18 protein-coding genes are annotated in these 20,887 nt (G+C 67.4%); 14 read left to right on the top strand and 4 right to left on the bottom strand.

Annotated features, from left to right (window positions below):
- Positions 1–59 precede the first annotated feature (59 nt).
- The 3 genes from ACFW3F_RS09630 to ACFW3F_RS09620 are packed head-to-tail and all read left to right on the top strand — an operon-like array spanning position 60 to position 3,726.
- A complete protein-coding gene (locus ACFW3F_RS09630; protein ID WP_388056644.1) occupies positions 60–1,907 on the top strand; it encodes a circularly permuted type 2 ATP-grasp protein in 1,848 nt (615 codons plus the stop codon).
- Positions 1,904–2,881, top strand: a complete 978-nt coding sequence (locus tag ACFW3F_RS09625) for an alpha-E domain-containing protein (RefSeq protein ID WP_388056642.1) — start codon at positions 1,904–1,906, stop codon at positions 2,879–2,881. Before ACFW3F_RS09630 ends, ACFW3F_RS09625 begins: the two co-directional genes overlap by 4 nt.
- Positions 2,878–3,726, top strand: coding sequence for a transglutaminase domain-containing protein (locus ACFW3F_RS09620; RefSeq protein WP_388056641.1), 849 nt, complete (start codon positions 2,878–2,880; stop codon positions 3,724–3,726). Before ACFW3F_RS09625 ends, ACFW3F_RS09620 begins: the two co-directional genes overlap by 4 nt.
- 15 nt (positions 3,727–3,741) lie before the next feature.
- On the opposite strand, the gene ACFW3F_RS09615 is transcribed toward ACFW3F_RS09620, so the two are convergent.
- Together ACFW3F_RS09615 and ACFW3F_RS09610 are read right to left on the bottom strand one after the other, a co-directional pair.
- Positions 3,742–4,167, bottom strand: coding sequence for a type II toxin-antitoxin system PemK/MazF family toxin (locus ACFW3F_RS09615; RefSeq protein ID WP_388056639.1), 426 nt, complete (start codon positions 4,165–4,167; stop codon positions 3,742–3,744).
- On the bottom strand, positions 4,164–4,853 hold the full coding sequence (locus ACFW3F_RS09610) for an alpha/beta fold hydrolase (protein ID WP_388056637.1): 690 nt from the start codon (positions 4,851–4,853) through the stop codon (positions 4,164–4,166). The genes ACFW3F_RS09615 and ACFW3F_RS09610 overlap by 4 nt, the downstream gene beginning before the upstream one ends.
- Before the next feature lie 78 nt (positions 4,854–4,931).
- Here ACFW3F_RS09610 and lepA point away from each other — a divergent pair, with 78 nt between their 5' ends.
- From lepA to ACFW3F_RS09595, 3 genes are read left to right on the top strand one after another with little or no spacing between them, the layout of a single operon-like run.
- On the top strand, positions 4,932–6,848 hold the full coding sequence (gene lepA, locus ACFW3F_RS09605; RefSeq protein ID WP_388056810.1) for a translation elongation factor 4: 1,917 nt from the start codon (positions 4,932–4,934) through the stop codon (positions 6,846–6,848).
- On the top strand, positions 6,848–8,923 hold the full coding sequence (locus ACFW3F_RS09600) for a M3 family metallopeptidase (RefSeq protein WP_388056635.1): 2,076 nt from the start codon (positions 6,848–6,850) through the stop codon (positions 8,921–8,923). The genes lepA and ACFW3F_RS09600 overlap by 1 nt, the downstream gene beginning before the upstream one ends.
- Before the next feature lie 15 nt (positions 8,924–8,938).
- A complete protein-coding gene (locus tag ACFW3F_RS09595) occupies positions 8,939–9,847 on the top strand; it encodes a cation diffusion facilitator family transporter (protein ID WP_388056634.1) in 909 nt (302 codons plus the stop codon).
- Between the two features lie 16 nt (positions 9,848–9,863).
- Here the strand turns inward: ACFW3F_RS09595 and ACFW3F_RS09590 are convergent, their stop codons facing one another.
- Positions 9,864–11,870: a glycoside hydrolase family 15 protein gene (locus ACFW3F_RS09590; RefSeq protein WP_388056632.1), complete on the bottom strand. Its 2,007-nt coding sequence runs from the start codon at positions 11,868–11,870 to the stop codon at positions 9,864–9,866.
- Positions 11,871–12,017: 147 nt separating this feature from the next.
- On the opposite strand from ACFW3F_RS09590, the gene ACFW3F_RS09585 reads away from it, so the two are divergent.
- Entirely contained in the window at positions 12,018–12,218 is a 201-nt protein-coding gene (locus ACFW3F_RS09585) for a hypothetical protein (RefSeq protein ID WP_388056630.1), read from the top strand.
- Between the two features lie 368 nt (positions 12,219–12,586).
- On the opposite strand, the gene ACFW3F_RS09580 is transcribed toward ACFW3F_RS09585, so the two are convergent.
- Positions 12,587–14,179, bottom strand: a complete 1,593-nt coding sequence (locus ACFW3F_RS09580) for a Na+/H+ antiporter (protein ID WP_388056628.1) — start codon at positions 14,177–14,179, stop codon at positions 12,587–12,589.
- A 44-nt stretch (positions 14,180–14,223) separates the two neighbouring features.
- On the opposite strand from ACFW3F_RS09580, the gene ACFW3F_RS09575 reads away from it, so the two are divergent.
- The 7 genes from ACFW3F_RS09575 (at position 14,224) to ACFW3F_RS09545 (ending at position 20,887) form a co-directional block, all read left to right on the top strand.
- Positions 14,224–14,583: a UBP-type zinc finger domain-containing protein gene (locus ACFW3F_RS09575; protein ID WP_388056627.1), complete on the top strand. Its 360-nt coding sequence runs from the start codon at positions 14,224–14,226 to the stop codon at positions 14,581–14,583.
- A 49-nt stretch (positions 14,584–14,632) separates the two neighbouring features.
- Positions 14,633–16,342, top strand: coding sequence for a formate-dependent phosphoribosylglycinamide formyltransferase (purT, locus tag ACFW3F_RS09570; protein ID WP_388056625.1), 1,710 nt, complete (start codon positions 14,633–14,635; stop codon positions 16,340–16,342).
- Positions 16,343–16,357: 15 nt separating this feature from the next.
- Entirely contained in the window at positions 16,358–16,837 is a 480-nt protein-coding gene (locus tag ACFW3F_RS09565) for a DUF456 domain-containing protein (protein ID WP_388056623.1), read from the top strand.
- Positions 16,838–16,979: 142 nt separating this feature from the next.
- Positions 16,980–18,092, top strand: a complete 1,113-nt coding sequence (locus ACFW3F_RS09560) for a ferredoxin reductase (protein ID WP_388056621.1) — start codon at positions 16,980–16,982, stop codon at positions 18,090–18,092.
- Positions 18,093–18,100: 8 nt separating this feature from the next.
- Positions 18,101–19,384, top strand: a complete 1,284-nt coding sequence (locus ACFW3F_RS09555) for a fatty acid desaturase family protein (RefSeq protein ID WP_388056619.1) — start codon at positions 18,101–18,103, stop codon at positions 19,382–19,384.
- A 109-nt stretch (positions 19,385–19,493) separates the two neighbouring features.
- Positions 19,494–20,375 carry an LLM class flavin-dependent oxidoreductase gene (locus tag ACFW3F_RS09550; RefSeq protein ID WP_388056808.1) on the top strand — a complete coding sequence of 294 codons (882 nt, stop codon included), beginning with the start codon at positions 19,494–19,496 and terminating at the stop codon, positions 20,373–20,375.
- A gap of 32 nt (positions 20,376–20,407) precedes the next feature.
- Complete coding sequence (locus tag ACFW3F_RS09545; protein ID WP_388056617.1) at positions 20,408–20,887, top strand: hypothetical protein; 480 nt, start codon at positions 20,408–20,410, stop codon at positions 20,885–20,887.

Here is a 20,887-nt window from a genome sequence, read left to right as displayed (position 1 = left end):
GATGACACGGCCGGTCGACGTCCTGCCGATTTCGGCGATCTGTAGCACCATGGCAGTTTATGACCCCCGCATCGACAAGCGCGCCTGCCAAGAAGGCGGCGCGTAAATCCGCAGCCGCGAAAGCGGCGTCGTCCACCTCGTCGGGACGGACGGCCTCCGGTCGATCCGCGTCGGCCAAGGGTTCCGGCTCCGGCGGCCGGTCGACGAAGGGCGCGGCGGGCGACGGCGTCACCGGGGACAACTTCACCGGCAACTTCGGCGGGTACGCAAAAGGCCCGTACGGCAAGGCATATGACGAGATGTTCGATGCTGCCGGCGAGGTGCGCACGCCGTACCGCGGCATCTACAAGGCGATGGCCGACGAGGATCAATCCGACCTCGTCGAGGCGCGGGTGGAGGCGCTCGGGCGTGCCTACCTCGATCAGGGTGTGACGTTCTCGCTCTCCGGCAAGGAGCGTCCGTTCCCGTTGGACGTTGTGCCACGGGTGATCTCGGCGGCGGAGTGGAACAAGCTCGAGGCGGGTATCACCCAGCGCGTGCAGGCCCTAGAACTCTTCCTCGACGACATCTATGGCGAGCAGGAGATCCTGCGTGACGGCGTGCTGCCCAAGCGACTCGTCCACTCCTGCGAGCACTTCCATCGGCAGGCCGCAAACATCAGGCCGCCCAACGGCGTTCGTATCCACGTGGCGGGTATCGATCTGATCCGCGACGAGAACGGCGATTTCCGCGTCCTCGAGGACAACCTCCGGTCGCCGTCGGGTGTGTCCTATGTGCTCGAGAACCGGCGTGCGATGGCGCGCGTGTTCCCGGACCTGTTCTCCAAGCACAAGGTGCGCGCGGTCGCCGACTACCCGAGCCACCTGCTCCGCGCGCTGCGGGCATCGGCGGCGTTCAACGAGGCCGACCCGAACATCGTCGTGCTCACCCCCGGCGTCGCGAACTCCGCCTACTTCGAGCATTCGCTCCTGGCGCGGCTGATGGGTGTCGAGCTGGTGGAGGGCCGCGACCTGTTCTGCCGCGACAACGTCGTGTACATGCGCACGACCGAGGGTGAGCAGCGAGTCGACGTCATCTACCGCCGCATCGACGACGACTACCTGGATCCGATGCAGTTCCGGCCGGATTCGATGCTCGGTGTGGCGGGGCTGCTCAACGCCGCCCGCGCGGGCAACGTGGTGATCTCCAGTGCCGTCGGCAACGGCGTCGGCGACGACAAGCTGATCTACACCTACGTGCCCGACATCATCCAGTACTACCTCGGTGAGAAGCCGAGTCTGCAGAACGTGGACACGCTGCGCTGCTGGCTGCCCGACGAGTGCGAAGAGGTGCTCGACCGCATCGACGAACTCGTCGTCAAACCCGTTGAGGGATCGGGTGGTTACGGCATCGTCTTCGGACCCGACGCGACCGGCGCCGAGCTGGACGCGCTGGCACGCAAGGTCCGCAACGATCCGCGCGGATGGATCGCTCAGCCGGTCGTGCAGTTGTCGACGGTGCCGACCAAGATCGGTGACGACATCCGGCCGCGTCACGTCGATCTTCGTCCCTTCGCGGTCAACGACGGTGAATCCGTGTGGGTTCTGCCCGGAGGTCTGACCCGGGTGGCGTTGCCGGAGGGATCGCTCGTCGTCAACTCGAGTCAGGGCGGCGGTTCCAAGGACACCTGGGTATTGGCCTCGCGCACGTCGGAGGGGGATCGGGAGCTGTCGGGCGCGAAGGTCGTCACGACGAGCGGTGTCGCCGCCGCCCGGCCCGCCGAGAGCGCCCCCGATCCCGTGCACACCCAGACCCAGCAGCAACAGCAGGGTGCGATGACACAGTCCATGGGTGGCATGACGCAGCAACTGACTCCGATGTCCCCGTCCGGCTCGGCGACGCAGCGACAGGGCGGTGATGTCCGATGATGTTGGCGCGTAACGCCGAATCGTTGTACTGGATCGGCAGATACGTCGAGCGCGCCGACGACATGGCGCGGATCCTCGACGTCGCGATCCACCAGATCCTCGAGGACACAACGGTCGATGTCGACCGGCAGGCGCGACTGATCATCCAGGTACTCGGGCTCGCCGCGCCGGCGGACGACGACGAACTCGACGTCTGGTCGCTGACCGAACGTGTCGCCTATGACGCCGCCGCGGTGGGATCGATCGTCGACCTGATCCGCGCGGCGCGTGAGAACGCCCGCGGCGCACGCGAAGTCACCTCCAGTGAGCTGTGGGAGTGCTTGAACACCACGTACAACGGGCTCGACGCCGCCGAGCGTCGTTCACGGCGACTCGGCCCCCACGAGTTCCTGTCGTATGTGAAGAACCGCGCCGCGATGTTCGCCGGCCTCGCCGACGCCACCCTCAGCCACGACGACGGCTACCGCTACCTCTTGCTGGGCCGCTCGGTGGAACGCGTCGACATGACCATCCGGATGTTGTTGTCCCGCGCCGGGGATCGGACGTCGTCGCCGGCGTGGGTCAACGTGCTCGTGTCCGCGGGCGGGCACGACACCTTCCTGCGCACCTACCGCGGTGTGTTGGACGCGGAGAACATCGTCGAGTTCATGCTTCTCGACCGGTTGTTCCCGCGGTCGATCTTCCACGCCCTGAGTGTCGCCGAACGCAATCTGGGTCAGCTCGAGAAGGGCCCCAGCCGGGTCGGGGCCCAGGCCGAGGCGCAACTGCTGCTGGGTCGCGCGCGCAGTTCACTGGAGTTCCTCGAGCCCGGGAAGCTGCTCGACGATCTGCAGGACCGGCTGGTCGACCTGCAGGACACCTGCCAGGCGGTGAACGAAGCCGTCACGAAACAGTATTTCCATGTGTCGCCTTATGTCTCATGGGCCGACGCCCGGGTGAGCGACGGGCATGTCATCGAGGAGAGTGAGCTGTGAGCTGGCGTCTGCGTGTCGTCCATTCCACCGGTTTCGCCTACCACAGTCCCGTCACGTCGTCGTACAACGAAGCCCGGCTCACCCCGCGCAGTGACACGCGGCAGAACGTGATCGTGAACCGGGTCGAGACCGTCCCGGCGACCCGGTCGTACCGCTACACCGATTACTGGGGTACGGCGGTCACGGCATTCGATCTGCATGCGCCCCACGACGAGCTCGAGGTGTCGGGCCTGTCGGTGGTCGAGACCGAGGGCGGACACCGTCCGTCCGAGGAGGACGAGGTGTCGTGGGACGACATCAACGGCGACGCCGTGAAGGATCGGTACGACGAGATGCTGTCGTACACAGAGTTCGTGGCGAGAAACAGGCAACTGCTGTCGACGGCCAAGAAGGTGACCAAAGGGCTGACGCCCCAGGAGGCGGTCGAGACGGTGAGCCGGTTCGTCCACACCGAGATGGAGTACGTCCCCGGCACGACGGGCGTGCACACCACCGCCGTCGACGCGTGGACCGACCGGAAAGGCGTGTGTCAGGACTACGCGCATCTGACCCTGCTGATGCTCCGAGGTCTGGGCATCCCCGCGCGCTATGTGTCCGGTTATCTCCATCCCGAACCCGACGCCGAGATCGACAAGACGGTGCAGGGTCAGAGCCACGCCTGGATCGAGGCGTGGACGGGCGGATGGTGGGGGTACGACCCGACCAACGACACCCCCATCACCGAGCAGCATGTCTCGGTGGGTGTGGGTCGTGACTACGCCGACGTGTCGCCGCTGAAGGGCATCTACACCGGCGGGGGCGCAACCGATCTCGACGTCATCGTCGAGATCACCAGGCTCGCCTAGGCTTTCGGCGGCCGGTCACTGCCAGCCGTAGTGCTCGCGGAGCTCGTGCGCGACCGCGTCGAACGTCGGGCGGTCGACGATCGCGCCCTCCCGGCGGATGCTGTCGTCCTCGACGACGAGCACGCGGTCGAGGCGCACGAAGCTCGGACGGCCCTGGGAATCCCAGGCTCCCGCTCCGACCGGAAGCCAGTTGCCGTCGGACCGATGGTCCTTGCTCGACAGCATGAGACCCAGGACGGTGTCGGTCTGTTCGGCACGGGCGTCCCGGCCGACGACCAGAACCGGCCGGTCCTTGCCCTGGTTCGGGTCGTCCTCGTAGGCGACCCAGGTCCACACGATCTCGCCGGGATCGGCGTCCCCGTCTGGATCGGGGGAGTAGCTGATGGTGCGGGCCAGATCGGTGGTCGGCCGGAGTGTGGGCCGGACGTCGCGGGTGGTCATCGGGAGTTCTCCTCGGTCTCGGGGAACAGGGGCATCAGGAAGTCCCGGACCGCATCGGCGGTCAGGGCTGCGGTGGGCTTCTTCTTCGGGTTGAGGTCGTGTCCGACCTTCTCCAGTTCGACGATGTGCGTCGGCGCGTCGATGAGGTCGACGGCCTGCCGCATCTCGTCCGTGGTGCCGAACGGGTCGGTGCTGCCGTGAACGACGAGTGTGGGGACGGTGATCGACGGTAGGTGTTCGGTGCGCAACCGGTCGGGTTTGCCGGGCGGGTGCAACGGATACGACGTCAGCAGGAGGCCGTCGGCGAGAGCGGTCCCGTCCTCGGCGACGGCCATCGACGCCTGCCGTCCGCCGTAGGAGTGCCCGCCGACGATCAACGGCCCGTCGGATTCGACGCGGAAGGCCGCGCAGGCGGCGCGGATGCCCTCCCGGTCGGCCGGTGAGGTGGACGGGCTGGGTGGACCCTTGGGCCGGCGGCGACGGTATGGCAGGTCGATGCGGGCGACGACGTAGCCGCGCGCACACAACTCCTCGGCGAGTACCCGGAGGATCACCGCGTTGCGGTCACCGCCCGCGCCGTGCGCCAGGACGAGTGTGGCGCGCGCCGGGCCCCCCGGACGGTGCACCTCGGCGGCGACGTCGTCGGACTCGATGGTGGTGACGGTGGACGCGGACACGGCTGCCACCGTAGCGCCTCGCCACCCGGCGGCGGACCCGATGGGAACGTGGCCGGACGCGGTGCGTCGGTCGGACATGAGAAACTGGTGCACAAGCTGTATCCGCGCCCGTTCTCTACCGCAGTTCTCGTTCGAGGAGTAGTTCCCATTCCCAACTTCGCCGACACCACCTTCACCGATCCGGCACGTATCCGGAACTTCTGCATCATCGCTCACATCGACCACGGCAAGTCGACGCTGGCGGACCGGATGCTGCAGCTCACCGGCGTTGTCGAGGAGCGGCAGATGCGGGCGCAGTACCTCGACCGGATGGACATCGAGCGCGAGCGCGGGATCACCATCAAGGCGCAGAACGTGCGTCTGCCCTGGACGGTGAAGTCGGCGGAGGGCGACGAGGACTACGTCCTGCACCTCATCGACACCCCCGGGCACGTCGACTTCACCTACGAGGTGTCGCGCGCGCTCGAGGCGTGCGAGGGAGCGATCCTGCTCGTCGACGCCGCTCAGGGAATCGAGGCCCAGACCCTCGCCAACCTGTATCTGGCGATGGAGAACGAACTCACCATCATCCCGGTGCTCAACAAGATCGATCTGCCCGCGGCCGACCCCGAGCGCTACGCCGCCGAACTCGCGCACATCGTGGGGTGCGAACCGGAGGACGTGCTGCGCGTCTCGGGCAAGACCGGCGTCGGCGTGACCGAACTGCTCGACGAGGTCATCCGCACGGTGCCCGCCCCGGTGGGCGACTCCGACGCCCCCGCGCGCGCGATGATCTTCGACTCGGTCTACGACACCTACCGCGGCGTGGTCACCTACGTCCGGGTCGTCGACGGCAAGATCGTGCCGCGGGAGAAGATCCTGATGATGTCGACAGGCACGACGCATGAGCTGCTCGAGGTGGGCATCGTGTCGCCGGAGCCGAAGCCGACCAAGGGGCTGGGTGTCGGCGAGGTCGGTTATCTCATCACGGGTGTGAAGGACGTGCGGCAGTCGAAGGTCGGTGACACGGTGACCACCGCCCGCCGTGGTGCCGAGCAGGCACTGACGGGTTACCGCGAGCCGCGGCCGATGGTCTACTCGGGTCTCTACCCGCTCGACGGGTCCGACTACCCGGTGTTGCGCGAGGCGCTCGAGAAGCTGCAACTCAACGACGCGGCCCTGACCTTCGAGCCGGAGACGTCGGTGGCGCTCGGGTTCGGGTTCCGCTGCGGCTTCCTCGGCCTGCTGCACATGGAGATCACGCGTGAGCGACTCGAACGCGAGTTCAACCTCGACCTCATCTCGACCGCCCCCAACGTGGTGTACCGCGTGGTCATGGAGGACGGTTCCGAACACGTGGTGACCAACCCGTCGGACTGGCCGGAGGGCAAGACCCGGCACATCTACGAACCCATCGTCAAGACCACCGTGATCGCGCCGAGCGAGTTCATCGGCGCCATCATGGAGCTGTGCCAGTCGCGTCGTGGCGAACTGGGCGGCATGGACTATCTGTCGGAGACGCGCGTGGAACTGCGGTACACGCTGCCGATGGCCGAGATCATCTTCGATTTCTTCGACGCCCTGAAGTCGCGCACGCGTGGCTACGCCAGCCTCGACTACGAGGAGGCAGGCGAGCAGGAAGCCGACCTGGTGAAGGTCGACATCCTCCTCCAGGGAGAAGCGGTCGACGCCTTCAGCGCGATCGTCCACAAGGATGCCGCCTACGCGTACGGCAACCGAATGGCGATCAAGCTCAAAGAGCTCATCCCGCGCCAGCAGTTCGAGGTCCCGGTGCAGGCCGCCGTCGGCTCGAAGATCATTGCGCGCGAGAACATCCGGGCCATCCGCAAGGACGTGCTCGCGAAGTGTTACGGCGGCGACATCAGCCGTAAACGCAAGCTGCTCGAAAAGCAGAAAGAGGGCAAGAAGCGGATGAAGACGATCGGCCGCGTCGAGGTCCCGCAGGAGGCCTTCGTGGCCGCGCTCTCCACCGACGCGGCAGGTGACAAGCCGAAGGGGAAGTGATGACCGAAGGGGAAGCGATGACCGCCGGACGAGGCACGTCGAGCGCGAATCCGGTACTGGCGCCGAGCGCACTGCCTTACGATCTGCCTGATTTCGCGTCGATCTCCGACGACGACTTCCTCCCCGCGTTCACGGCGGCCATGGCGTCACATGTGGCCGAGGTGGATGCGATCGCCGCCGACCCCGCGTCGCCCACCTTCGTCAACACGATCGAGGCGCTCGAGCTCTCCGGTCGCGACCTGACCCGCGCGTCGGGGATCTTCTTCAACCTCGTCGGACCCGACACGAATCCGAAGCGGAACGAGATCTCCCAAGAGCTCTCGACGCTCCTCACCGATCACGCGAACACGATCGCGATGAATCCGGTTCTCTTCGAGCGCATCTCCGACCTCCACGCGCGCGCCGACGACCTCGACCTCACCGAGCCGCAGCGCCGGCTCCTCGACAAGCGGTATCGGGAATCGGTTCGCGCCGGAGCCGGCCTCGCCACCGACGCGCAGCAGGAGATGCGCGAGATCGCCTCCCGGCTGGCCTATCTCACCACGACGTTCTCCCAGAAGATCCTCGACGACACCAACGACTCGGCGGTTCTGGTCAGCGATGCGGCCGAGCTCGACGGACTGTCGGCCGGACAGATCGCCGCCGCCCGCCGCGCGGCGAATGATGCGGGACACGAGAGCGGACACCTCATCACACTCGAGTTGCCGACGAGTCAGTCGGTGCTGACCGAGCTGACGAATGCCGATGTCCGGCAGCGGGTGTTCGACGCGTCGGTGAATCGGTGCGCACGGCGCAACGAGCACGACACCCGCGAACTGGTCCTGGAGATCGTCCGTCTCCGGGCACGGCGCGCGGAACTGCTCGGCTATCGCGACCATGCGGAGTTCGTGATCGCCGAACAGACGGCGCCCGATCCGGGAGCCGTCGACGACCTGCTGCGTGAGCTCAACGCCTCGGCCATGCGGGCCGGCGGCCGCGAACTCACCCGCCTCACCGAATTCGCGGGCGACGTGACGATCGGGCCCGCCGATCTCACCTACTGGCTCGATCGGGAGAAGCGGTCGCAGTCGTCGGTGCCGCTCGACGGTTTCGCCGACTACTGCGAACTGGACACCGTGCTCACCCGCGGGGTGTTCTTCGCCGCGAACAAGCTCTACGGTCTCCGCTTCGTCGAGCTGACCGATCTGCCCGTCTACCACCCCGACGTGCGTGCGTGGGAGGTGCTCGACGACGCCGGGACCGGTATCGGACTGTTCCTCGGCGACTTCTACGCGCGGCCCTCGAAACGCGGCGGGGCGTGGATGAACAACATCGTCGACCAGTCGTCGGTGCTGCACACCCAGCCGATCATCGTGAACGTGTTGAACCTGACCAAGCCCGAGGCCGGGCAACCGTGTCTGCTCACGATGGATCAGCTGACCACCCTCTTCCACGAGTTCGGGCACGCACTGCACGGGTTGCTGTCGTCGGTCGAGTACCCGTCGCAGTCCGGGACGTCGGTGCCGCGAGACTTCGTCGAGTTCCCGTCGCAGGTGAACGAGATGTGGGCCCTGCACCCGGAAGTGCTGGCCAACTATGCCCGACATCACGAGACCGGTGATCCGATCCCGGCCGAACTGGCTGATGCGGCACGCGAATCGGCGGGCGCAGAGTCCGCGCACAGCACCATCGAATACCTCGCCGCGTCGTCACTGGATCTCGCGTGGCACCGGTTGCCGGTGGCCGAGGCCGCCGCGGTCTCCGACGTCGAGGCGTTCGAGTCGCAGGCGCTCACCGCTGCGGGACTGCACACCGAGCTGATCCCGCCACGCTACCGGAGCTCGTACTTCAACCACATCTTCGGCGGCGGCTACTCGGCCGGGTACTACAGCTACATCTGGTCGGAGGTACTCGACGCCGAGACCGAACAGTGGTTCCTCGCCGAAGGCGGGCTGCAGCGCGACAACGGCCGCCGGTTCGCCGAAGCCACCCTCTCCCGTGGCGACAGCGTGGATCCGCTTGTCGCACATGAGGGTCTGATCGGTCGCCGACCGCGTATCGACCCGCTGCTGCGGCGCCGGGGGCTCGCGGCCTGAACCGGGGGTCCGGCCGTGACGACGCGTAGCCCACGCCGCGACCTCTCGGCGTTCGCGGTACTGAGTATCGTGACCGCGATCGTCGTGATCGGTCTCAAGCTGATCGCATGGCGGATCACCGGCTCGGTCGGCCTGCTTTCCGACGCGCTGGAGTCCGTGGTCAATCTCGTTGCGGCGGTGGGGGCCTTCGTGGCCCTGCGCCTGGCGGCGAAGCCGCCGGACCGGAGCCACAACTTCGGGCACACCAAGGCGGAATACTTCTCGGCGGTGTTCGAGGGGGTGATGATCGTCGTCGCGGCGGTCGTCATCATCGCGACGGCAGTCGACCGTCTCCTCGATCCACAGGAGCTCGAGGAAGTCGGCGTGGGACTGGCGATCTCGATTGGTGCAACGATCGTGAACGCGGTCGTCGGCTGGGTGCTGATCCGGGCGGGCCGCCGCCACCGGTCGCTCACTCTGGAAGCCGACGGCAAGCACCTCATGACCGACGTGTGGACGACGATCGGGGTGGTCGTCGGCGTCTTTCTGGTCGCGGCCACGGGCTGGCTGCCGCTCGATCCGCTGATCGCCATCGCGGTGGCCGTCAACATTCTGATCGTGGGCGGGCGACTGGTATGGCGATCCAGTGCGGGACTGATGGACTCCGCCCTGCCCGACGACCAGCGTGCCGCCATCGACGGCGTTCTCGCCAGGCATCGTGCCGACGGCATCGAGTTCCACGACATCCGGACCCGCGAGGCCGGCCACGAGAGATTCGTCCAGTTGCACATGCTCGTTCCCGGCGAGTGGTCGGTGCAGCGCGCGCACGACCTCACCGAGCAGATCGAGGACGAGCTGCGCGCCGCAGTCGACGACCTCAGCGTGACCTTGCACGTCGAACCGATCGGCGACCCGCGGGCCTACGAGGACTGGCGGCTGGACTGAGGTCGTCGGCGGTGCGTCAGTGATTCGCCGGCTGGAAGGTGGCCTGGTGGGCTGCCTCTTCGGCGCGGATCACATGCATCACCGCGTTGATGAGCGCGAGGTGGGTGAACGCCTGCGGGAAGTTGCCGAGGTGCTGTCCGGTCTTGGCGTCGATCTCCTCGGCGTACAGCTTGAGCGGGCTCGAATAGGAGAGCAGGCGTTCACACAGCGTCTTCGCGCGTGCGAGTTCGCCGATCTCGACGAGCGCGGACACCAGCCAGAACGAGCAGATCGTGAACGTGCCCTCCTCGCCGGTGAGGCCGTCATCGGTCTCCTCGACCCGGTAGCGAAGCACCAGTTCGTTCTCGGTGAGGTCGTCTGCGATCGCGAGAACCGTTGCGCGCACGCGATGGTCGTCCGGCGGCAGGAACCGCAGCAGCGGGACGAGCAGCAGCGAGGCGTCGAGCGCGTCGTCGCCGTAGCGCTGGGTGAACACCCCGCGGTCGTTGACCCCGTGCTCGAGGACGTCGGCCTTGATCTCGTCTGCGATCGCGGCCCAGTCGCGTGCATGGGCCTGCTCGCCGTGCATGGTCGCCAGGCGCGACCCACGGTCCAGCGCAACCCAGCACATCACCTTCGACGACGTGAAGTGCTGCGGCTCCCCGCGCACCTCCCAGATACCGCGATCGGGGTCCTTCCAGTGCTTGATCGCCTCTTCGACCTGTGCCTTCAGCACGGGCCACAGGGTTTCGGGCACCGCCTCGTGCGACTTGATGTTCAGATACACGGAGTCGAGCATCGTGCCCCAGATGTCGTGCTGCGCCTGGTTGTACGCGCCGTTGCCGATACGAACGGGACGGGCACCGTCGTAACCGGAGAGATGGGACAGCTCTTCCTCTTCGAGAGTGCGTTCACCGCCGACGCCGTACATCACCTGCAGCGGATGGCGTTCGCCGTTGGTGATGCCCGAGACATCGGCGATGAAGGAGAAGAAGTCGTCGGCCTCCCTGTCCAGGCCCAGCGTGTACAGGCCCCACAGTGCGAAGGTCGAGTCGCGCACCCACGCGTAGCGGTAGTCCCAGTTGCGTTCACCCTGCGGGGTTTCCGGAAGTGACGTGGTCGCGGCCGCCAGCAGTGCGCCGGTCGGGGAGTAGGTGAGTCCCTTCAGCGTGAGGGCCGAGCGCTGCAGATGTGAGCGCCACGGGTGGTCGGGGAAACTGCCGATGTTGATCCATTGCCGCCACGACTCGCTCGTCGCCCACATCTTGTGGGCGGCTTCCTCGAAGTTCTGCGGCGCGGGCTGGCGGGACCAGCTGAGTGCGACGAATCGGTTGTCACCTTCGACGAGCCGGGTACGCGCCCGCGCCTCGCGACCCTCCAGACCCAGACGGAGATCCGTGGTGAGTTTCAGAGTGGGGGTGTCGGCGTCGGTGTCCTTGGCGGTTGCGATCGCTTCACCGTAGGCGGGCCCCGAGTACTCCCATTTCGTTGTCCCGCGGTGGTAGTCGAAGGCCGGTTCGCAACTGAGGTGCAGTTCGACGGTGCCCGACACACAGCGCACGGTGCGCAACAGGATGTGCTCGGCGTCCCAGTCGGTGGGTGTCCGTCGGTGTGTCCGGGACCTGCGTTCGTTGTCGTGCCACGGACCCATGACGAGAGCGTCGCGGACGATGATCCACCCGGTGTCGGTCTGCCAGGTGGTCTCGACCATCAGACTGCCGGGCAGATAGCGCCGGTCCACCGGGACGTTCACGCCGTAGGGTGCGAGCCGGAAGTGGCCCGCACTGCGGTCCAGGACGGCGCCGAAGACGCTCGGCGAATCGGGCCGGGGCACGCACATCCACTCGACCGAGCCGTTGCGGGCGATGAGACAGTTGGTCTCGGTGTCGGAGAGGAACGCGTAGTCGCCGATCGGCGGGAACGCGCTCGTGTGCGATGGCGTCGGAGGAGCCACCGGTGAGACATCGGCATCGGCCGCGGTCCCGGACGCCCGCGGAGACACGGTCGGCAGGGACGTTACGGTGGAGTCATCTGCGACAGACATGGGTCCTATCATTGCGACGGCCGTTCGCCGACGCCACTCGGCTCTCGGGAGCCGGGCGGTGGCGGTGATCACGGACCTCGAAACTCGCAGGACGCGGACAGACGCACTGCTGTTCGCGATCGGGAACTCGGATGACGGGGTGATGAGGTGTCGGCGTTCTTCGCCTGGTGGGACAGCGTGGAGGAGTGGCTCACGGGCCTGTCCTTCGTGCCCCAGTTGCTGGTGACCGTCGCCGTCGTGATCCCGGTGGCGATACTCATCGCCTATCTGCTCAGTCTGCTGGTCGACGCCGCTGCCACGCTGGTCGACCGACGACGCTTCGCCGACGACGACGGGACCGGATTGTGAAGAAGACGCTGCGCTCGCCGGTCACCATCGCATTGCTGGCGTTGCTGATCCTGGTCCTGATCGCCTGGCTCATCACCGGCTGACCTCGCCGGGCCTCGCAACCTTCCTCGCCGGACCTCAGTAACTGCGGCCTGGCGACCGTCGTGGTCCACGAAAGACCCCCACTGCTCCCTGAGGTGCGAGCGAAGCGAGCCTCGAAGGGTCTCGAACGTGTCTCACCAGGCCCTTCGAGGCTCGTCGCTTGCGCTCCTCGCACCTCAGGGAGCAGGGGTTATGCGGTTCTTTCGGATTAGCGAGCAGGGGTTATGCGGTTCTTTCGGATTAGGGAGCAGAAGGCTCGTCGCTTGCGCTTCTCTCGGAGCAGGGAGCTAGGTGTCGCGGTCGCCCTGCCCCTCGGCGAAGTCGAGGCGGCGCAGGGCGATCCGCAGCACCTCGTCGTCGATGCGACCGGCATCGCGTTCGGCGATGAACACCGCGCGCTGGATCTGCAGGACCTCGGTCCGCAGTCGTGCGCCGGCGGACGTGGGACTCTCGCCCAGGTCCTCGGGGCCCCGGCCCAGTTCCTCCCACGCCACGTTGCGCTGGGTCGTGATCCACTTGCGCAGCATCATCACCTGGAGCCGGCGCGGATCATCGTCGGCCAGTTCGGCGGCGTAGTCGTCGAGGCGTCGTTCGGCTTCCCGGGACGCCCGGTCCTGGGCGGCCGCATAGGCCAGACGGTCCTGGGCCCGCTCGTCGCCGCTCACCCCGAGGAACCTGATGACCCACGGCAGGGTCGTGCCCTGGATCAGCAGCGTGCCGACCACGACGACGAAGGTCAGGAACAGGATCTCCGCGCGGGCGGGGAACGGTTCGTTCGTCTCGGTGTAGACCGGGATGGCGAACGCGGCGGCCAGCGAGACCACGCCGCGCATGCCGGCCCAGGACACGACGAACACCGACGCCGGACTGGGTGACGGCTCGCGGTCGCGGATGCGGCGAGAGAGCAGTCGGGGCAGGTAGGTCGCGGGATAGACCCAGATGATCCGCACCAGGATGGTTGCCGCCAGGACCGCCGCGGCGTCGATGGCGACCTGCGTCCACGACTCGTTCTCGACCCCCTCGATGAGCATGGGGAGCTGGAGACCGATCAGCAGGAACACGAACGACTCGAGGATCGTGTCGATCGACTTGCGCACCGCCTCGTCCTGCAGACGCGTCGCGTAGCCCAGCCGCACCGACCGGTGCCCGAGATACAGCCCGGCGGTGACCACCGCGATGACACCCGAGCCGTGCAGTTCCTCGGCCGCGTAGTAGGTGGCGAACGGGACGATGATGCCGATGGCGGTCTCCATCGGCGGATCGGTGAGCCAGACGCGGACCCAGGACACGACCACTCCGACGACGAGCCCCACGATCAGGCCGCCCAGGGCCGCCACCGCGAACGTCAGGACCCCTTCGCCGACCGTCGCGGTGGCGCCCACCGCCGCGGCGAGCGCGATCCGGAACGCGGTCAGGGCGGTCGCGTCGTTGAGCAGGCTCTCCCCGCCGAGCAGCGTCATCATCCGGCGCGGCAGTCCCAGTCGCCGGCCGATGGCCTGCGCGGACACCGCGTCCGGCGGCGCGACCACGGCACCGAGGACCAGGGCCGCGGCGAGCGGGAGGTTGGGGACCACGAGGTAGGCGACATATCCGACGACCAGCGTCGTCACCAGCGGCAGGCCGACCGCCAGGAATCCGATCGCGCGCCAGTTGGCGCGGAACGCCTGGTATGAGCTCTCCTGCGCGGCGGAATACAGCAGCGGCGGCAGGATGAGGAACAGTACGAGCTCGGGTTCCAGGGCGACCGAGGGCAGCTCGGGAATCCAACCGAGCCCGAGACCGACGGTGACCAGGACCAGCGGCGAGGACAACCCGTACCGCCGACACAGCGCGGCGATCGCCACGGCGATGACCGCGACCAGAAGTAGCGATGCGCCCATTCGAGCGACTCTAATCCCGCGCGCCGCGGTGGATAATGTCGGTCATGCAGATCTTTCGCCGGATGTCCTCGACCGGGGCCGCGTCCGGACCGCCGGAGTCCGGTTCCGACGCCCCGACATCCACGGCTCGGTGCGCCGAGCTCGAGGCGTTCGACGCCGCGCCGGCCGGCGATCCGGCACCGGCGTCGGGTGACGACCGCAGTTGCCAGGATTGTGTCGCGATCGGCGAGACCCACTGGGCCCATCTGCGGAAGTGCTTGACGTGCGGGCACATCGGCTGCTGCGATTCCAGTCCGCGCCGGCATGCGACGGGACACTTCCACGACACCGGGCACCCGGTCATGCGGTCGGCCGAGCCGGGCGAGGCGTGGCGATGGTGCTTCGTGCACGAGGTGACGGGATGAGCGCACCGCTCCCGGCAGGATCTGTGCTGACGGCAAGTAGGATTTGAGGATGACGTCGAACAGCGAGAGCGCGATCAGCGCAGCCCAGCCGGCGCCGACGACCGGGCCACCGGACGTCATCGGCACGCCGCTGAGTCCCACCGCGACCAAGGTGATGGTTCTCGGAGCCGGTGAACTCGGCAAGGAGGTCGTGATCGCCTTCCAGCGCCTCGGCGTCGAGGTCGTCGCCGTGGATCGTTACGCCGATGCGCCCGGCCACCAGGTGGCCCACCACGCCGAGGTCATCGACATGACCGATGCCGCTGCGCTGCACGCGGTCATCGACAAGCATCGGCCCGCGTATGTGGTGCCCGAGATCGAGGCGATCGCCACCGAGGCCCTGGTCGACGTCGCCGAACGAGGTATCGCCGAGGTGATCCCGACCGCGAGCGCGGTCGTCGCAACGATGAACCGCGAGGGGATCCGGCGCCTCGCCGACGAGGAGCTCGGCCTGCCGACGTCGCCGTACCTCTTCGCCGACACCCTCGAGGAACTCACCGTCGCAGCGCGCCAGATCGGGTTCCCGTGCGTGATCAAACCGGTCATGTCCTCGTCGGGTAAGGGCCAGTCGGTGGTGCGCGGACCCGAGGATCTCGCGTCGGCGTGGGAGACCGCGAACACCGGCGGTCGGGTGCAGGGCAGCCGGGTGATCGTCGAGGGTTTCGTCGAATTCGACTACGAGATCACCCTTCTCACGGTCCGGGCGATCGATCCGGCCACCGGAAGGCTCACGTCCCACTTCTGTGCACCCATCGGTCACCGGCAGATCAACGGCGACTATGTGGAGAGCTGGCAGCCGCACGAGATGAGTACCGACGCGCATGCCTCGGCGACCTCGATCGCGGCACGCATCGCCACCGCTCTCGGCGACGGAAAGCTCGCCGGGCGTGGTGTTTTCGGCGTCGAACTGTTCATCAAGGGGGATGACGTCTACTTCTCCGAGGTCAGCCCCCGGCCGCACGACACCGGACTCGTGACGATGGCGACACAGCGCCTGTCGGAGTTCGAGATGCATGCGCGGGCGATCCTCGGCCTCCCGGTCGATGTCACACTCGCGTCCCCGGGTGCCTCGGCCGTCATCTACGGACAGCTCGATGAGCCGGGTATCGGGTTCGAGAACGTCGCCGCGGCGCTCGCCGTGCCCGAGACCGACATCCGACTGTTCGGCAAGCCCGAGAGCTTCCATCGCCGGCGCATGGGCGTGGTCACCGCGACCGCCGACGACGTCCCGGCCGCGCGTGAGCGAGCCGTCCGCGCCGCGTCGCTCGTCACGCCGGTGCCGGGCCGCGCCGCCGTCCGTACGGTCACCGCGCTGCCACCGACCCCGCCGCCGGCGCCGCCCCGACGCCCGGGCCCCCCGCCGGGACAGGCCGGTCCGCCCCGCGGACCCGCGGGTCCACCCGCCGGGGTGCCGAAACCCGTGGGGGCGCCGTCGATGCCGCCGCCCGGTCGTCCGGGGCCGCCACCCGGACCCCGCCCCGCGCCCCGACCGGTCGGGGGTCAGCGCCCGATGCCGCCATCGGGAACCCCGCCGCGTCCGGCGGTTCCGCCGCGACGCCCCGCCCCGCTCGGTCAGGCCCCTGACGGTCAGGCGCCGAACCAACCCGCCCCGAACCAACCCGCCCCGAATCAACAGGCCCCGGCGATGACCTCGATGGTCAAGACCGGCGACCGGCCCACCGACGCGCGCCCCGGTGCGTCGTCGGGATCCGGCGAGTGACCGGACGACACCCGCGTGCCGTTCTGGGGTGAGCTGCTGGTCGCAGCCGTGATCATGGTCGGCCTGGTCGGCATCGTCGTGCCGATCCTGCCCGGCACGTTGCTCATCGTCGGCGCGCTGTTCGTCTGGGCGCTCGTCGTCGGAGGCTGGGCCTGGTCGGTGTTCGCCCTGGCCCTCGTCGTCATCGGCGTCGGCGAGGTGCTGAAGTACCTGGTCGCCGGCCGGTCCCTGCGCGCGGACGCGATCCCGAACCGCACGGTCGTGGTCGGGGGCCTGGTCGGCATCGTCGGGTTCTTCGTCGTGCCGGTCATCGGCCTGCTTCTCGGCTTCATCGTCGGTGCCCTGGCGTCCGAACTGGGCCGCACGCGCAGCTTCGACGGTGCCTGGCGGGGCGCGTTCTCGGCGCTCAAGGCCGCGGTCAAGACGATCGGCATCGAACTCCTCTTCGCGCTGATCGCGACCGGGATCTGGACCGGCGGCGCCTTCACCTGGTGATCCGCCGGGGTCGCCGAATGCGCCCCGAACTGCCATTATGGAAGCTTGTGACCGCGGTCACCGATTGATGTGTACAGTCGTTCACCGAAGGGTAATACCCGCCAGTAACTCCAGCCGAGGGGATTCCAGGGGAGGAGTCTGTGTGAACCTATTGAAGTGGAGCAAGCGGCCGGCTGCGGGGGTCGAAGCCCGCAAGCCGGAGGTCAACATCATCCGGGGTCTGGTGGCACGGGCCACCACTCCGCTGTTGCCGGATGACTACCTGCATCTGATCAATCCGCTGTGGAGCGCGCGCGAGCTCCGCGGCAAGGTGCTCGACGTCTCCAAGGAGACCGAGGACACCGCGACCGTCACCATCCGGACGGGCTGGGGCTTTCCCGATTCCTACAAACCGGGCCAGTACGTCGGCATCGGTCTGCAGATCGAGGGCAAGTGGCACTGGCGGTCGTACTCGCTGACGTCGATCGGCACCAACGAGAACAAGACCATCGCGATCACCGTGAAGGCCAATCCCGATGGCTTCCTGTCGTCGCACCTCGTGGACGGCGTCAACCCCGGGACGATCATCCGGTTGCAGTCGCCGAAGGGCGACTTCCACCTGCCCGAACCGGTTCCGGGCAAGATCCTGTTCGTGACTGCCGGCAGCGGCATCACTCCCGTGATGGCGATGCTGCGACAGTTGAGTTCGCATGGTCAGACGCCCGACATCGTCCACATCCACTCCGCTCCCACGCGTGACGACGTCATCTTCCTCGACGAGATGGAGAAGCTCGCCGACGAGGCCGACGACTACGACCTCAATCTCCAGTTGACCAAGGACATGGGCAAGTTCGACGTCTCGCGGATGGACGAGTGGGCGCCGGACTGGCGTGAGCGCGAGTGCTGGGCCTGCGGACCGGTGGCGCTGCTCGACGCGATGGAGGCCCACTACGAGGACGGCGGTCTGCGCGAGCGGCTGCACGTGGAACGCTTCGCCATCGCCCGCACCGATCACGGCGGTGAAGGCGGCACCGTGAAGTTCGCGATCTCGGACAAGGAAGCCGAAATCGACGGCGCCACAACGCTGCTCGAAGCCGGCGAGAACCTGGGGATCCAGATGGCGTTCGGATGCCGGATGGGCATCTGTCAGACCTGCGTCGTGCCGCTCGCCGGAGGTTACGTCCGTGACCTGCGGACCGGCGAGGAGCGTCGCGAAGGAGAACGAATCCAGACATGCATCAGCGCCGTGTCTGGTGAATGCACCCTCGATCTGTAGGAGGCTTCATGGCCATCACCGACATCGATCAATACGCACATCTCACGGAGAGCGACGTCGAGACCCTCGGCGCCGAACTCGATGCCATCCGTCGTGACATCGAGGAGTCGCGCGGCGAGGCCGACGCACGATACATCCGGCGCGCGATCACCATCCAGCGGAGTCTCGCGGCCGGCGGTCGACTCGCCCTGATGTTCAGCAACAAGAAGGTCGCGTGGGCGGCCGGTACCGCGATGCTCTCGTTGGCCAAGATCATCGAGAACATGGAACTGGGCCACAACGTGATGCACGGGCAGTGGGACTGGATGAACGATCCGGAGGTCCACTCGGCGTCGTGGGAATGGGACACCACCTGCCCGAGCGTGCAGTGGAAGCACTCGCACAACTTCGTCCATCACAAGTACACGAACGTCGTCGGGATGGACGACGATGTGGGCTACGGCATCCTCCGCGTCACCCGGGACCAGCGCTGGGAGTGGTGGAACGTCGGCAATCCGCTCTACAACTTCGCCCTCGGGACGTTCTTCGAGATCGGGGTGGCCCTTCACCACCTCGAGACCGAGAAGCTACGGAACAAGGAGAAGACGTACCGGCAGGCCGCCAAGGATCTCCAGGTGATCGGCACCAAGGTCGGCAAGCAGGCCGCCAAGGACTACCTGATCTTCCCGGCGCTTGCCGGACCCAACTGGAAGACGACGCTCACGGCGAATTTCACGTCGAACATCGTGCGCAACTACTGGGCGTACATGGTCATCTTCTGCGGACATTTCCCCGACGGAGCCGAGAAGTTCACGGTCGAGGAGTTCGAGAACGAAGATCAGCCGCGCTGGTACCTGCGGCAGATGCTGGGCTCGGCGAACTTCAAGGCGGGACCGCTCATGCGGTTCATGAGCGGCAATCTGAGTCACCAGATCGAGCACCACCTGTTCCCCGACCTGCCCAGCAGTCGGTACGAGGAGATCGGTGTGCGGGTCCGTGAACTCTGCGACAAGTACGACCTGCCGTACACGACGGGTTCACTACTGGGTCAGTACTTCCAGTCGTTCCGCACGATCGCCAAACTGGCGTTGCCGAACTCGCTGCTGAAGGCGACCGCCGACGACGCGCCGGAGACGGCGTCGGAGCTGCGGTTCGCGATCCGGGAGGGGATGAGCGACCACTTCGGCGTCGACCCGGAGACCGGCAAGCGCCGCGGATTGCGAACCGCGCTGAAGGAGCTGAAGAATTCGCCGGTGCGTGCGGCGAGTGTGGGCCGGGCCGCGTCCGGTAGTCCGGGACGGAACCAGAACTGACACAACAGATGTCGCGCATCGTTGCGTTTCTCGCAACGGTGCGCGACATCTGCGAAACCACGTCCGGGCATGGGGCGTCCGTGCCAGAATGGCGCTCGTGCGCATCGGGATGACTATGCCCGTGATGGAGCCCGATCTCGACGCAGAGAAGCTCCACTCATGGGCCACCACCATCGACGACGGTCCGTTCAGTTCCCTGTGCTGGGGTGAACGCATCGCGTTCGACAATCCGGAATGCCTGACCTTTCTCGGCGCGCTGGCGGCGTGGACCCGCCGGGTTCCGCTGGTGATGACGGTCATCGTGCCGCAGCTGCACGACCCGGTGATGCTCGCCAAGTCGTTGGCGACCGGCGACATGCTGTCGGCGGGACGCCTCACGGTGGCGCTCGGCGTCGGTGGACGCCACGAGGACTACCGGGCGGTCGGCGCGGATCCGTCGACGCAGACCATGCGTCAACTGGCTGATCGTGCCGCGACGATGAAGCGGGTGTGGGCCGGGGAGAAGGTGACCGAGTCGGTCCTGCCGGTCGGTCCGGCTCCGTATCGCAAGGGCGGTCCGGAGCTGCACGTCGGCACCACCGGACCCAAGACCATCCGCAGTGCCGTGGAGTGGGCCGACGGGATCGCCGGGGTCACCCTCGACCTCGACACCCGCAAGCAGAACGAGCTCTTCGACGTCGCCCGGTCGGCGTGGGCTGATGCGGGCCGGGCGGCACCGCATCTGGCGACGTCGTTCTGGTTCGCGATCGGGGAGGGTGATGCGCCGCGCGACCAGGTGACCCGGCACCTGCACCACTACATGAACTGGATCCCATCGGAGTTCGTCGACGCGATCGCCCCGACGACGGGATGGGCGGGCAGCGAGGCCGAGCTCGCCGAGGTCCTGCGACGATTCGCCGACATCGGCACCGACGAGGTGCAACTCATCCCGACGAGCTCCGATCCCGATCAACTGAGACGTGCCGCGGACGTGGCCGCGACATTCGCCTGACGGATCGGTGCCCGGGGATCTAGGGTGTGGCCGTGGCCTCCCTGCGCCGGATGCTCGGCATCGGCAAGCTCCCCGACGACCTGCGTGGCCAGGTGGTATCCGAGCACGCCCACCACATCGTCGAATTCGTCCCCGTGGCACTGCGTTTCAGCGGACGCGTGCCGGGGCGGTCGGCGCAGGGTAACGTCCGGCCGTTCACCGGCGCACTCGCGCTAACGCCCCGGCGCATCCTGGGGACGATGTCGACCGTTCCCGGCAAGGCCGGCCGCGCTGTCGACCACGAGTGGATCTCCCCCGCGGGCACGATGGTCCGCGCCGGCCTCGGAGCCGACGGGCTCGTCGTCGAGATCCCGGAACTCGACCGCGTGCATCCCGATTTCAGCGGGACACTGAGTCTGACCTATGCGACCGAACTCCCGCCTTCGGTGCTCGACCGTCTCCCGGCCCGTGAGGTGTGGTTCGACGTGCCCGAACGCTACGTCACCTCACTGGTCGGCGGTCGCCGACGCTGA

The sequence above is a fragment of the Gordonia sp. NPDC058843 genome (assembly GCF_042743165.1).
GTDB lineage: Bacteria > Actinomycetota > Actinomycetes > Mycobacteriales > Mycobacteriaceae > Gordonia.
Note: the sequence above shows the minus strand (reverse complement) of the source record. Positions and strands in the feature narration are given on the sequence as shown.